Below are 12,936 nucleotides of genomic sequence, written 5' to 3' on the forward strand. Positions count from 1 at the left end.
TTGGGGTGGGGTAAAAACCATAACCGGGTAGAACGATTTTGCCCGGGCCGGGCGGAAGCGGCCGATTGCCGCGCCGCCCTGCCGGGCCAACGAGTTGTGTGCGTGCCAGTCGGGGGTATTACCCCGCCAGCACCACGCCGGATAGTAGCTCGTCGAAACGAGCCAGCCGTTCGGTTAGCGCCGCATCGGTGCCATCCTTTTCCTTGCTCACTTTCAATTGGTCGGCCATCGTGGCCAACGCAACCATGGCCAGCAAGTCCTGCTTGTCCTGAATGCCATAGCCTTCTTTGAATTCGCGCAGCTTTTCGCCCAGCAGGCGGCCCGCCAGGCGCAGCCGTTCCTCATCCTGCACGTCAACGCGCATGGGATAGTCCCGGTCAGCAATACGAATTTTGATGGCTAGTTCGCTCATACGGCGATAGTTAGGCTCTGGGGGTGAGGGTCGTTCGGTTTAGTCTCTCAAATAGGCAAGACACTTGTCCAGTTCGCGGATGTATTCGTTGAGGCGCAGTTTAAGTTCGTTGGCGTGGGTGGGTTCCCCAGCTATGGTGTGTACAAGTTTAACGATATTTTCCTGGTTTTGGCGCTCCTTCAGCAGGCGGTCCTTCTCGCGCACGTCGGCGCGGAGCTGCTGCACGGTGGTGTTGGCATCGGCCAGCTCCTCACGCAATTGCTGATAGGCAGCCACTAAGGTGGTAATCTGCCGCTCCAGGCGGTCGAGTTGCGCAAGCTGTTGGGAAGAGGCCACGGGCGAATAAATTTTGGGTGAAGATAACGCGACGGGCCGAAAGCTACGCTTTACCCGACGCTTGCTCGCGGCTTGTGGTTCAGCGCGGTTTGAGTTGCAACCGCAAAGAGCCACAAAAAAGAACGTCATGCTGAGCGCAGTCGCAGCATCGCTACCGCAGTAATAATCCAATAGTTAGGATTAGCTGCACGGTAGCGATGCTGCGACTGCGCTCAGCATGACGTTCTATTCGTCGTTGCCAACGACAAGTTGATGTTTACGACTTGCCCTTTTTGGTCTTGGTTTTGATTTTGCTGCCGTCGTCCATTTGCTTCTTCATCTTCTCATCCGCCGGCGCGGCCATTTCCGTGGGGGTGGTCATGGGCTTTTTCATCATTTCGGCAGCCACGGGCTTGCCTTCCATGTCCAGCTCCACCACGGGGTAGCCCAGGGCTTGCAGGGCGGGCAGCTGCTTGTTGTCGCCTACCACCACGATGGCCATTTTGTCGGCCGGCAGGTACTGCTTGGCGATGGCCTGCACGTCTTCCTTCTTCAGGTTCTTCAGGATTTCCGTTTGCTGGTTCACGTAAGTCGGGTCGAGGTTGTACTCCACCAGACGGGCCAGGAAGCCGGCTTTTTGCTGACCGGTTTCATACTTCAAGGCATCGCTCTGGCCCACCGACGACTGCACGAAGGCCAGCTCCTCATCAGAAATACCGTTCGGGTAGTTCGAAATCTCGCTCATGAATTCCTTCACCGAAGGAGCCGTGGCATCGGCGCGCACGCCGGCCTGGGCCGTGAACGGACCCGCGTAGCGCGTGCCGGCGAAGCCCGAGCGCGCGCCGTAGGTGTAGCCCTTGTTCTCGCGCAGGTTCAGGTTGATGCGCGAGTTGAAGGCACCGCCGAGCAGGTAGTTGGCCAAGTAGGCGCGGTAGTAGGGGCCGGTGGCGTCGTACTTCATGTCCGTCAGGTAGCCCACCCGGATTTCCGACTGCGCCGCACCGGGCTTGTTCACGAAGTAGATGGTCGTCTTGTCGGGCTGCGCGCCGGCCACGTCGGCCGGGATGGTCACGTCTTTCTTGGCCCAGTTTTTCAGGAAGCCGAGCTGCGGGTCCAGCGTGGCCTGGTCCACGTCGCCCACGGCTACGAGGTAGCTCACGTTGGGCGCGTAGTACTTGTTGTAGTAGTCCTTCACGTCGGCCAGCGTGAGGCTGCTCACCGAGGCGGTGGTGCCGGCCACGGCCGTACCGGCGATGTTGTTCTGGCCGTAGAGCAGGCGGTTGTAGGTGAGGTCGGCGATGACGGCGGGCTGGTTGGCGAAGTTGGCGATTTTCTCCAGCTGCTGCTTTTTCACACGGTCAAAATCCTGGGCATCAAAGCGCGGGTGCAGCAGGCGCTGGTCGAGCAGGGCCATGGTGGCAGGCAGGTTTTTGGTCAGGCTCTGCACGTACACGGTGGTTTCGTTGTCGTTGGCATTCGCAAATACCGACGAGCCCAGCTTATCGAGCGCCGCCGAGATTTCCTCGCCGGTGTACTTCTCCGAGCCTTCGTTCAGCATGCTGGCCGTGAGCTCGGCAATGCCGGCCTTGCCGGGCATGGCTTGCTCCAGGCGGTGGCCGCCGCGAATGGTCAGGCGCATGGTCACGGCCGGAATCTCGCTATTGCGGGTACCCACTACTTTCAGGCCGTTGGGCAGCGTTTCCTGGTAGAGGGCGGGCACTTTCACCACCGGGTTGGCACCGGATGCGGGCTGCTTGTTGCGGTCAAAGGTGTCGGTGGCCTTCGTGTATTTCAGGTTGTTGTAGCCGTAGTCGGGGGCTTTGTAACCGGCTTTGTCGATGGTGTAATTGTCGGGCTTGGCGGCGGCCACGCTGCCGGTTTTGGGCAGCACGCTCAGAATCACGGCGTGCTTGCCTTTGATGTACTTGTCGTACACGCGCTGCACATCGGCCTTGGTGAGGGCTTGCAGACGCTTGGTTTCCACGGTAATGTAGTTCGGGTTGCCGAAGAAGGTCTGGTTGGCGGCGAGCTGGCTCACCTTGCCCTGCACGCTGGCCAGGCCGCTCACGTTCTGGGCCTCGGTCTGGGCCTTGAAGCGTTGTACGTCCTCGTCGGTCACGCCCTTTTTCTCAAACTCCCGCAACGTGTTGCGGATGATAACCTCCGTGCTATCCAGTGTTTTACCGGGGAAGGGTAGGGCCACAAAATCGAAGAAGCCGCCCAGCTCCGAGTTCTGCTGGTAAGCCTGGGCCTGCACGGTTTTCTGGTTTTTCACCAGGTTTTTGTAGAGCAGCGAGGTTTTGCCGCCGCCCAGTATATCGGCCAGCGCGTCGAGGGGCATCTCGTCGGGGTGGCCGTGGGGCACCGTCGGAAACACCATTTGCAGCATTGGGAAGCGCACATTGTCGGTGTAGCTCACGTAGCGGTCGGCGGTGAGTACGGGCTCGGGCAGCTTCTGCACTGGCACCGAGGGGCCGCGCTTGATGGGACCGAAATATTTCTCTACCAGCTTCACCACTTCGGCGGGCTTCACGTCGCCGCCCACGGTCAGGGTGGCGTTGTTGGGGCCGTACCAGCGCAGGAAGAAGTTTTTCAGGTCCTGCAAATCGGCGCGGTCGAGGTCTTCGAGGTAGCCGATGGTGAGCCAGGAGTAGGGGTGGCCGTAGGGGTACAGCGTTTTCGAGATGTACTCGCTGGCCAGGCCGTAGGGGCGGTTGTCGTAGTTCTGGCCGCGCTCGTTTTTCACCGTCGAGCGCTGGATTTCAAATTTCTTCTGGCTCACGGCATCCAGCAGGAAGCCCATGCGGTCGGCCTCCAGCCACAGGCCGGTTTCGAGCTGGTTGCTGGGCAGCGTTTCGAAGTAGTTGGTGCGGTCCTGGTTGGTGCTGCCGTTGAGGTTGCCGCCGGCGGCCGTCACCAGCTTGAAGTGCTGCTGGTCGCCCACGTGGTCGGAACCCTGGAACATCATGTGCTCAAAGAAGTGCGCGAAGCCCGATTTGCCAATCTGCTCGCGGGCCGAGCCCACGTGGTAGGTCACATCGACGTGCACCAGCGGGTCGGAATGGTCTTCGCTCACGATGAGCGTCAGGCCGTTGGGCAGCACGTACTTCTCGTAGGGAATGACGAGCTGACCGGGCTGCTTGGTGACTTTTTCCACCAGCTTGGTGCCGCCGGGCGTGGTGGCCAGGGCCGTTTTGGTAGCGGGCGCTTTGGCCGCCGGTTTTTGCTGGGCAAAGCTGACGGTAGTCATCAGCGCCAGACCCAGAGTGGACAGGAAACGAAGGTTCATTCTGCGGAAAAGGGGATTGGTGGAAGTAAGGCAAGCAAATCAGGCTGCAACTTACAGCTTCGGACACAACCCGCGCGGCAATAGTCGCTGCGGTTGGTCTTGCGCGGCAAGGGCAATGGCTACATCGTCAGGGTTGCGTCAGGATTACGCCCGCGCCGGATAGTAATTGAAAAAAACCCTAGTCCTGTCATCCTGAGCGGAGCAAAAGACCTTACCATTCGTGAACAATTCGTTCAAACGTGATAAGGTCCTTCGCTCCGCTCAGGATGACAGGATTAGGGGCTTTCTAATCAACTGTTCAATAAAGTTTACTTCCGAATCAGCGCGCCCGCCTGCTTCTCAAACTGCTGAATCAGCTTCTGCATCACCTGGTCGATGGCCTGCTCGCTCAGCGTCTGGCTGAAATCCTGCAGGGTGAAGCTCACCGAGTAGGATTTTTTGCCCGCGCCCAGGTTTTCGCCGGCGTACACATCGAACACATTGATGCTTTGCAGCAGCTTTTTCTCGGTGCGCCGCGCAATTTGCTGGAGCTGGTCAAACGTCACCGCCGAGTCCACCACGATGCTCAAGTCGCGCCGCACTTCCGGGAATTTCGACAGCTCGCGGGCCACCAGCGTGGGCTTGTATTTCTTGCTCAGCGCGTCCCAGTCCAACTCGGCGTACCACACCGGCTGCGTCACGTCCAGCCGCTTCAGCACCGAGGCCGAAACCGCGCCCAGCTGCGCCACCGGCTGGTTGTGCACCAGCAGCGCGAGGCCGCCCGCCAGATATTCGTGTTGCACCGGCTGCGAAGCCGCCCCGCCAAAGCCCAGCGCCGCCAGCACCTGCTGCACCGCCCCGGCCAGGTTGTGGAAAGCGGCTTTTTCCGACTTGTGCTGCCAGGTTTCGCCATCAGCGTTGCCCGTCAGGTAAATCACCAGCTTGTTCTTTTCCTGATACTTGCCGTTCTCGTTCTGTGAGTAGGTTTTGCCGAACTCATACAGCTTCAAATCACGCTGGCGGCGGTTGATGTTGTGCCGGATAATCTCCAGGCCCGAGTGCAGCAGCGTGGGCCGCATCACGTTCAAATCAACGCTGTTGTAGTTCAGAATGCGAACCAGGGCGTTATTCGCCTCACCTTCCTTCTCAAAATAAAGCGAGTTGGTGAGCGAGTTGGTGAGAATCTCCGAATACCCCTGGCCGCTGAGCAGCGAGGCGATTTTCACGCGCGTCACCTCCGGGTCGGGGTTCGGGAATTTGGCCAGGAAGGAAGCCGAGTTGTTCGGGCGCAAAGCCACGTTATTGTAGCCGTAGATGCGCAGGATTTCCTCAATCACGTCGGCCTCGCGGGTCACGTCCACTTTGTGGGGCGGCACGGTCAGCGTCCAGGTGTCCTGGTCGCCGGCATCGGGGTTTTCTTCGGTGATTTCGATGTCCAAATCCGTCAGAATCTGCCGGATGCGCTCGGGCGCGATGTACTGGCCCACCAGCCGCTCCACGCGGGGCAGGCGCAGGCGCACGGTGACAGGCGGCACGGGGGCCGGGTACTCATCCACGATAGGCGCGGCGATGGTCGCTCCCGCCACTTCCTGGAGCAGCAGCGCCGCCCGCTGCAACGCCACCAGTACCATATTGGGGTCGGTGCCGCGCTCGAAGCGGAAGGAAGCATCGGTTTTCAACTGGTGCGTCTGCGATGTGCGGCGCACGGCGGCGGGGCCGAAGTAGGCGCTTTCCAGGAACACGCGGGTAGTGCTTTCGCTCACGCCCGAAGTCTTGCCGCCGAACACGCCGGCCAGCGCCATCGGCGCGCCATTGGCATCAGCAATTACCAAATCTTCGGCTTTCAGCGTGCGCTCGATGCCGTCCAGCGTCACGAATTTCTCGCCGGCTTCGGCGCGCTTCACGCGAATCTGACCGCCGGTAATCTGTTCGGCATCGAAGGCATGCAGGGGCTGGCCCAGCTCGTGCAGCACGAAGTTGGTCACGTCCACCACATTATTAATAGGGGAGAGGCCAATGCTGCGCAAACGGCGTTGCAGCCACTCCGGCGAGGGGCCAACCTGCACGTTTTCCATCAGCAAACCAGCGTAGCGCGGGCTGGCCTCGATGTCTTCAATAGTAACGTTGATATTCGATGCTGCCGAAGCAGGCGCGGAGAAACCGCTCACGTCCGGCAAATGGCAGGGCTGGCGCAGCAGCGCGCGCAGTTCACGGGCCACGCCGTAGTGCGAGGCGGCATCGGCCCGGTTGGGCGTGAGGCCGATTTCATACACCGTATCCGAGCCCAGGCCGAAGTAGTCGGCGGCAGGTGTGCCGTTGGGCAGCTCGGTATCGAGCACCATGATGCCGGCGTGCGACTGGCCCAGGCCAATTTCGTCCTCGGCGCAAATCATACCTTCGGAGGCTGCGCCGCGAATCTTGCTTTTCTTGATTTTGAACGGCTCGCCCTGCGCGGGGTAGAGCGTGGCACCTTCCAAGGCTACCACCACGCGCTGACCGGCGGCCACGTTGGGCGCGCCGCACACGATTTGGCGCGGGGTACCGTCGCCCACGTCCACGGTGGTCAGGCTGAGCTTGTCGGCATCGGGGTGCGGCTCGCGGGTGAGCACGGTGCCCAGCACCACGCCGCGCAGCCCGCCGGGAATGCTTTCCAGCTCCTCGGCGCTCTCCACTTCCAGCCCCGAGCCGGTGAGCAATGCGCCAATCTCGGCGGCAGGTTTATCGGTAGGAATGAGGGTTTTAAGCCAGTCGAGGGAAATACGCATGAGAAGGATTCAGTTATTCGGAGCCGATGGCCCGGCGGGCGGGCACTGCCACAAAGGTACAAACCCCGGCAAGCCCCTCGGAAATGCCGCCGGCCAACCCGGTATTTAGTCGTGAAACGACTTTTCGCCGGCCGGAATAGCGACTTGCAGCCGGTTCTCGGCCGGCGGCACCGGGCAGCTGTACTCGTTATTATAAGCGCAATACGGATTGTAGGCACGGTTGAAATCGAGCTCGATTTCCGTTTCGTTCAGCCTCGGAATGGGCGCATCGAGGTAGCGGCCGCCGCCGTAGGTTTCGTGGCCGTTGGTGAGGTCGGTGAAGGGAATAAATAGCGTGGAATCGCGGCCGTTGGCTTTCAGATAAACGCGCAATTGTTGCGGCGCATTATTAATGCGAAATTTTACCAATCCCCAATTCAGGTATTTCTCAGCTTTATTATCGCTCATTTGAATAAGCGTGGTATCGGGGTTCTCGGTGCGTGAAATATCGGCGTGCGGCACGAAGGCCAAATCGCCAGGATAGTATTTCAGGCTATCAAATTGCGCCTTTTGCGCGGTAGCAATTGGTGATTCTTCTGATTGCCGAAAGCTGCGGTTTTTTTCGCTGCGGAATTTATTTAACTGCGCTAAATAGACGCTGTTATTTGGTTTGGCGTCATTCAGCGAATAGAGAATAATGCCGATAATGGCGGCGGCCAGTGCTATTTTCTTAATCATATTATTTGTTTTACAGCATGCCCTCGTCAGCAAAGCTGTAGTAACCCTGGTCGGAATAAATGAGGTGGTCGAGAATGGGCAAATCCAGGAAATTGCCGGCTTCTTTCAGCTTCTTGGTGAGCTGAATGTCGGCGGCGCTGGGGTTGCGGTTGCCGCTGGGGTGGTTGTGCACCAGGATAATGCTGCTGGCCAATTGCTCTAGGGCTTCTTTGAAAATCATTTTGGGGTCGGCTACGGTGCCGGCCACTCCGCCCCGGCTGATGGCGGTTTTGCGCATCACCACGTTGGCCCGGTTCAGCAGAATTACCCAGAATTCCTCGTGCGGCAAATCCATCAGATTCGGCCGGATTAAATTATAGATGTCGCGCGAGCAGGTGATGGTTGTGCGCGGGGCAGCATCGGCTTCCTTGCGGCGGCGGCCCAGCTCCAGCGCGGCCACCACCGTGATGGCCTTGGCCGGGCCGATGCCGGGGTGGCGGCAGAGCTGCTTCACACTCTCGCGGGCCAGGGCATTGAGGTCGTTGCCAACGCCTTGCAGCATGAGTTTGCCCACGTCCACGGCCGTGAGTTTGGTGGTGCCCGAGCCGATGAGAATGGCCAGCAGCTCGGCATCGGAGAGGGCGGCGCGGCCTTTGGCCATCAGCTTTTCGCGGGGCCGGTCGTCCTCGGCCCAGCTCTTGATGCCGGTGGCGGCGGGGGCGACGTAGGCCGGGGTCGTACCCGGCAGGGTAGCGGCATCGAATTGCGGGAGGTCGTCGGCGGGTTCCATGCGATAGGGCGGCGGTAGAATGTAAAAAGTGCATTAAATGTAAAGCAAAAGCCGGCCGGGCGCGTTTAAGCCCCGAGGCTGTGGCTGCATCGTGGCGCGACGGCGTAATTCGAAGAGAAGATTTTTATGCGAAATCCGTTGGTTTTGTGGTTGGTGCTGGCCGTGGTGGTACTGGCCGAATGGTATGGTTATCAGGCGGTGCGTACGGTGGTGCAGCATCTTTCGCCCGGGGCACGGCGGGCGGCGGCCATCAGTTACTGGCTGCTCACGGTGGGCAGCTGGATGCTTGCCGGCTGGGCTGGTTCCACCCGACAATCGGGTAATATTCAGCTCAAAAGCTACCTCATGAGCCTGCCCGTGCTGCTGCTGGGGGCCAAGCTGCTAATGTTCATCCCGCTACTGCTGGAAGACGTGACGCGGCTAGCGCGTTGGGCTATGAGCTCGGCCAGCCGCCCGGCGGGCACGGAGGCGGTGGCTATTCCGCGCAGCGAATTCCTGGCCAAGCTGGCGCTGGGCATCGGGGCCATTCCGTTTTTTGCGCTGCTGTGGGGCATGGTGAAGGGCGGCACCGACTACACCGTGCGCCGTGTGACGCTGCGTTACCCCAATCTGCCGCCGGCGTTCGACGGCTTCAAAGTGCTGCAAATCTCCGACTTGCACACCGGTAGCTTCAACTCGACCGAGCCGCTGGAACGGGCCGTGGCCATGATAAACCGCCAGGGCGCCGACCTCATCCTGATGACCGGCGACCTGGTGAACAACCGCGCCACGGAGGTGGAGCCTCACATTCCGGCCCTATCGGGCATCAAGTCCGAGCTGCCCATTTTCTCCAGCCTCGGCAACCACGACTACGGCGACTACGTGGCCTGGGAAAGCCCCGCCGAGAAGCGCGCCAACCTGGAGCGCCTGATGCAGAACCACGCCAAAATGGGCTGGACGCTGCTCAACGACACCAGCCACACCATCATGCGCGGCCCCGACAAAATTTCGGTGCTCGGCGTGCAGAACTGGAGCAGCCACGCCAACTTCCCCAAGCACGGCAACCTGGCCCAGGCCCACGCCGCCAGCGGCGACGCGCCGTTCAAAATTCTGCTCTCGCACGACCCCTCGCACTGGGAGGCGCAGGTCCTCAATTATCCCGATATCGACCTGACCCTGAGCGGCCACACCCACGGCATGCAGTTTGGCGTGAACCTGCCATTCATGAAATGGAGCCCCGTGAAATACGTGTACAAGCAGTGGGCCGGCCTCTACGAGCAGGGCCGCCAGAAGCTGTACGTGAACGTGGGCCTGGGCTTTTTGGGCTATCCCGGGCGGGTGGGTTTCCTGCCGGAAATCACGGTGTTTGAATTGCGCCGCGCTTAACAGAGAACGATAAAAAAGAACGTCATGCTGAGCGTAGTCGAAGCATCTCTACCGCAGCGGTAATCCAATCGACAGGATTTACCCTCGTGGTAGAGATGCTTCGACTACGCTCAGCATGACGTTCTTTTTTACAGCGAATTAAAGCCGAGGTAACATCCACGCCACCATTGCCGTAAAGCGCCCCCAAACCATTTTTGGTTTGCATTTCAACTCCCTCTTTCTGAATTTATGAAAAATTCCCTGTTGATTCTCGCCGGCGCTGCTGCCCTTTCCCTCGCTTCCTGCTCGCAGGAAAAAACCACCGAGGTGACCACCGTGCCCGCCGACGGCACCACTACCACGACTACCACCACGACCTCGGCTCCGCTGACGGATGCCCAGATTGAGGCCCGTGCCCAGCAAATTGCTGATAAAATGGTGGCCAACATGAAAATCACGGACGAGGCCACGAAAACCAAAATCCGCACCGTGTATGTGAACCGCTATAAGCGCATGAACGAGCTGCGCACCAAGTACACCACCGATACCACCGGCATGGCCGCCGCCATGCGCGATGCCCGCGCAAACGAGGACCAGGAATTCAAGGTGATTTTTGTGGACCCCACCCAGTACCAGGCCTACGAGTCGAGCCGCTCGACCTACGACGACAGCAACTACTCGGACAATAATTCGTCGGCCACTTCGATGAGCGACACCACGTCGAGTTCGGCCGCCCCGGCTTCGTCGATGACCACCACGGAAAGCACCACTACCACCACTACCGACAACAGCACGGGTAGCGGTATGGGCACCGACGTGTCGAAAATGAAGGCCAAAGCCGAGGACGGCAGCAAAATCAAGGTGAAGGAAAACGGCAAGGTGAAAACCAAAGACGCCGACGGCACCAAAACCAAAAACTAGGGGTTTGGTCGATGCAATCGGCCAAATCATCGCTGAAAAGCCCGCACCTGCAACGGTGCGGGCTTTTTTTGGCTCGTTGGGTTGCTACTTTGTGGTTGCGTTGCGTTTAAGGATTAATGGGTTTCGAAGTAAAGTATTGTGTGCCGGCCGTTTGGCCCAAGCTGGGCCGGGCGCTGGGCTTGCTGCTGACGCTGTGGCTGCTGGCCGGCCGGGCGCAGGCCCAGCTGGCCCCCACGGTGCGCGTGAGCGGGAGTGTTTCGGAGGCCCGGACGCGGCTGCCCATCCCGGGCGCTACGGTGCAGGTAGTGCGCACGAAGCGCGGCGTGGTGACCACGACCACCGGCGATTTCAGCATCGACGCGCTGCCCACGGATACCGTTTTGTTTCGGGCGCTGGGCTACAAGGCGCAGCGCATGGCGCTCGGCGGCACGGGCCTGTCGCAGCTGGTGGTGCGCATTCAGCTGGCCCGCGACAGTGTGCGCCTGGGCGATGTGCAGGTGGTGGGCGACCGGCCCGACCGTGCCATCATCAACCGGGCGCTGCGCAACATCAAGCGGCCCGCGCCGCCGGTGGTGAGCGGGGCCAAGCGCCCGCCCAAGCCCAAACCGCTGTTTGCCGTGGACTCCACGGCCCCCAAAGCGCCCATTCCCACCATCGCCAGCCCTGTGAGCCTGCTCTACGACCAGTTCTCGCGCGAGGGCAAGCAGCGCCGCAAAATGGAGCAGATTGAAGCCGAGCAGCGCGCCGAAAAAGCCCGCAAAGCCCGGGCCGAGTACAACAAGGCGTTTTTGGATAATCGCGGCTACCAGCCGTAGAGGGCAGTTAAGCATTAAAATACCTGTCATCCTGAGCGGAGCGAAGGACCTTATCACCAAAGAACAGCTTGCAGAAACGTTCAAAAGATGTAGCCTTGATAAGGTCCTTCGCTGCGCTCAGGATGACAGACGCTTGTAAGTTCTAACTCCTGGCTGGATTTCCGCGTAAGCCGGGGTATGAGAATTGGGTATCCCTGCGTGAATGAGGCGATGGATTGTAGCTCGGGCAATACGTTCCGGCTGGCCTCGTATTCGGAAGAGCGGCTGATTGCGGCCGTGACGGCCAACCTGGCCTGCCTGCGCCGCATGCTGGAATGGAACGTAGCCCAAGGCTTGCTCTTTTTCCGCATCGGCTCCAGCATCGTGCCGTTTGGCTCGCATCCCATCAATACTTATTCCTGGCAGACGCATTTTGCGGCTGATTTCCGGGCCATCGGCGACTACATCAAGGCTAATAATCTGCGGGTGAGCTTTCACCCCGACCAATTCGTGGTGCTGAATTCGCCCAGCCCGGACATTGTGCAGCGCAGCATTCAGGAGCTGGTTTACCAAGGCTCGATGCTGGATTTGATGGGACTCGATGGCACGGCCAAGCTCCAGATTCACGTGGGCGGGTTGTATGGGGAGCGGGAACAGGCGATGATTCGGTTTGCCCAGGTACACGCTACGTTGCCCGAAGCCGTGAAAGCCCGCGTGGTGGTCGAAAACGACGACCGGCTGTATCCGCTGCGCGATTGCCTGGAGCTGCACCAGCTCACCGGCGTGCCCATCCTGTTCGATAATTTCCACCACGAGTGCCTCAATCACGGCGAGCCCATGGCCGAGGCCCTGCGCCTGGCCGCCGCTACCTGGCACCCCACCGCCGACGGCGTGCCCATGATGGATTACAGTTCGCAGGCTTTGGGCGAGCGCAAGGGCAAGCATACCGATGACTTGGTGGATGAGCGGTTCCGTGAGTTCCTCACCCACCTCCACGGCCATGATTTCGATGTCATGCTGGAAATAAAAAACAAGGAAGCCAGCGCTCTGCGCGCCGTGGCCATTCTGCGCGAGTTGGGCCTGAGCGCCGCCGCGCCCGATATTCCCAGCCCGCCCCTCACGCTGCCGGCCGTGCCCAAAGCCCGGCGCGTAGCCAAAGCAGTAGGGTAGGCGGCAAACTCCCGGTCCGGCCCGCTGTTTCACTTCGACCAACACCTTTTCTCCCTCCCCGAACATGAATTCCGACCACCTCCTCGCCACCGTCAGCGCCTTGCGCAACGGCCTCACCAGCCTGCCCCTGGGCTCGGCCATGGATAATACCGAAACCTGGCAGCACCAGTTTCTGCAAAGTGGCGAACCCGGCTTGCAGGACATTGCCCGCGAAATCGGTAACCTGCAATCGCTGCTCAGCAGCGGGGCGTTGAGCGCGCACGCCATCGGCACCTCGCTCTCGATGCTGGGTGACCAAACCAGCGAAATAATTCCCCAGGCCCCGGCTGACTTGAAAAAGCCACTCACCGAGCTGGCCGACCTGCTGCATCGCCACGGCGGCGACCTGCTGGCCCACGCCGAAAAAAGCAAGAAATAGCCTCTGATTCAGCTTAAGAATCAGCTTTAAAAAAGCCCCGTCC

11 protein-coding genes are annotated in these 12,936 nt (G+C 60.1%); 5 read left to right on the top strand and 6 right to left on the bottom strand.

Going from position 1 to position 12,936, the window contains the following annotated elements:
• Positions 1-118: 118 nt before the first annotated feature.
• The 6 genes from AAFH49_RS06995 to radC all read right to left on the bottom strand — a co-directional run bounded on the left by AAFH49_RS06995 (position 119) and on the right by radC (position 8,246).
• Entirely contained in the window at positions 119-412 is a 294-nt protein-coding gene (locus AAFH49_RS06995) for a cell division protein ZapA (protein ID WP_342296878.1), read from the bottom strand.
• 39 nt (positions 413-451) lie between these two features.
• Positions 452-748: a hypothetical protein gene (locus AAFH49_RS07000; protein ID WP_342296880.1), complete on the bottom strand. Its 297-nt coding sequence runs from the start codon at positions 746-748 to the stop codon at positions 452-454.
• 256 nt (positions 749-1,004) lie between these two features.
• A complete protein-coding gene (locus AAFH49_RS07005) occupies positions 1,005-4,016 on the bottom strand; it encodes a M16 family metallopeptidase (protein ID WP_342296881.1) in 3,012 nt (1,003 codons plus the stop codon).
• A gap of 308 nt (positions 4,017-4,324) precedes the next feature.
• A complete protein-coding gene (gene pheT / locus AAFH49_RS07010; RefSeq protein ID WP_342296882.1) occupies positions 4,325-6,760 on the bottom strand; it encodes a phenylalanine--tRNA ligase subunit beta in 2,436 nt (811 codons plus the stop codon).
• Positions 6,761-6,865: 105 nt separating this feature from the next.
• Entirely contained in the window at positions 6,866-7,477 is a 612-nt protein-coding gene (locus AAFH49_RS07015) for a DUF1684 domain-containing protein (RefSeq protein WP_342296883.1), read from the bottom strand.
• A 10-nt stretch (positions 7,478-7,487) separates the two neighbouring features.
• Positions 7,488-8,246, bottom strand: a complete 759-nt coding sequence (gene radC / locus AAFH49_RS07020; RefSeq protein WP_342296885.1) for a RadC family protein — start codon at positions 8,244-8,246, stop codon at positions 7,488-7,490.
• A gap of 126 nt (positions 8,247-8,372) precedes the next feature.
• Here radC and AAFH49_RS07025 point away from each other — a divergent pair, with 126 nt between their 5' ends.
• The 5 genes from AAFH49_RS07025 (at position 8,373) to AAFH49_RS07045 (ending at position 12,893) form a co-directional block, all read left to right on the top strand.
• Complete coding sequence (locus AAFH49_RS07025; RefSeq protein ID WP_342296886.1) at positions 8,373-9,611, top strand: metallophosphoesterase; 1,239 nt, start codon at positions 8,373-8,375, stop codon at positions 9,609-9,611.
• A 228-nt stretch (positions 9,612-9,839) separates the two neighbouring features.
• Positions 9,840-10,511, top strand: coding sequence for a hypothetical protein (locus tag AAFH49_RS07030; RefSeq protein ID WP_342296888.1), 672 nt, complete (start codon positions 9,840-9,842; stop codon positions 10,509-10,511).
• A 116-nt stretch (positions 10,512-10,627) separates the two neighbouring features.
• Positions 10,628-11,326 carry a carboxypeptidase-like regulatory domain-containing protein gene (locus tag AAFH49_RS07035; RefSeq protein WP_342296889.1) on the top strand — a complete coding sequence of 233 codons (699 nt, stop codon included), beginning with the start codon at positions 10,628-10,630 and terminating at the stop codon, positions 11,324-11,326.
• A gap of 177 nt (positions 11,327-11,503) precedes the next feature.
• Entirely contained in the window at positions 11,504-12,475 is a 972-nt protein-coding gene (gene uvsE / locus AAFH49_RS07040) for a UV DNA damage repair endonuclease UvsE (protein ID WP_342296890.1), read from the top strand.
• A 64-nt stretch (positions 12,476-12,539) separates the two neighbouring features.
• Positions 12,540-12,893, top strand: a complete 354-nt coding sequence (locus AAFH49_RS07045) for a hypothetical protein (RefSeq protein WP_342296892.1) — start codon at positions 12,540-12,542, stop codon at positions 12,891-12,893.
• The last annotated feature ends 43 nt before the right edge of the window (positions 12,894-12,936 follow it).

The organism is Hymenobacter segetis, from assembly GCF_038448715.1.
GTDB lineage: Bacteria > Bacteroidota > Bacteroidia > Cytophagales > Hymenobacteraceae > Hymenobacter > Hymenobacter segetis.

Coding starts and splice junctions, on each gene's coding strand:
- AAFH49_RS06995 (WP_342296878.1), bottom strand. CDS start 412: ATGAGCGAACTAGCCATCAAAATTCGTATTGCTGACCGGGACTATCCC.
- AAFH49_RS07005 (WP_342296881.1), bottom strand. CDS start 4,016: ATGAACCTTCGTTTCCTGTCCACTCTGGGTCTGGCGCTGATGACTACC.
- pheT (WP_342296882.1), bottom strand. CDS start 6,760: ATGCGTATTTCCCTCGACTGGCTTAAAACCCTCATTCCTACCGATAAA.
- AAFH49_RS07015 (WP_342296883.1), bottom strand. CDS start 7,477: ATGATTAAGAAAATAGCACTGGCCGCCGCCATTATCGGCATTATTCTC.
- radC (WP_342296885.1), bottom strand. CDS start 8,246: ATGGAACCCGCCGACGACCTCCCGCAATTCGATGCCGCTACCCTGCCG.
- AAFH49_RS07025 (WP_342296886.1), top strand. CDS start 8,373: ATGCGAAATCCGTTGGTTTTGTGGTTGGTGCTGGCCGTGGTGGTACTG.
- AAFH49_RS07030 (WP_342296888.1), top strand. CDS start 9,840: ATGAAAAATTCCCTGTTGATTCTCGCCGGCGCTGCTGCCCTTTCCCTC.
- AAFH49_RS07035 (WP_342296889.1), top strand. CDS start 10,628: ATGGGTTTCGAAGTAAAGTATTGTGTGCCGGCCGTTTGGCCCAAGCTG.
- uvsE (WP_342296890.1), top strand. CDS start 11,504: ATGAGAATTGGGTATCCCTGCGTGAATGAGGCGATGGATTGTAGCTCG.
- AAFH49_RS07045 (WP_342296892.1), top strand. CDS start 12,540: ATGAATTCCGACCACCTCCTCGCCACCGTCAGCGCCTTGCGCAACGGC.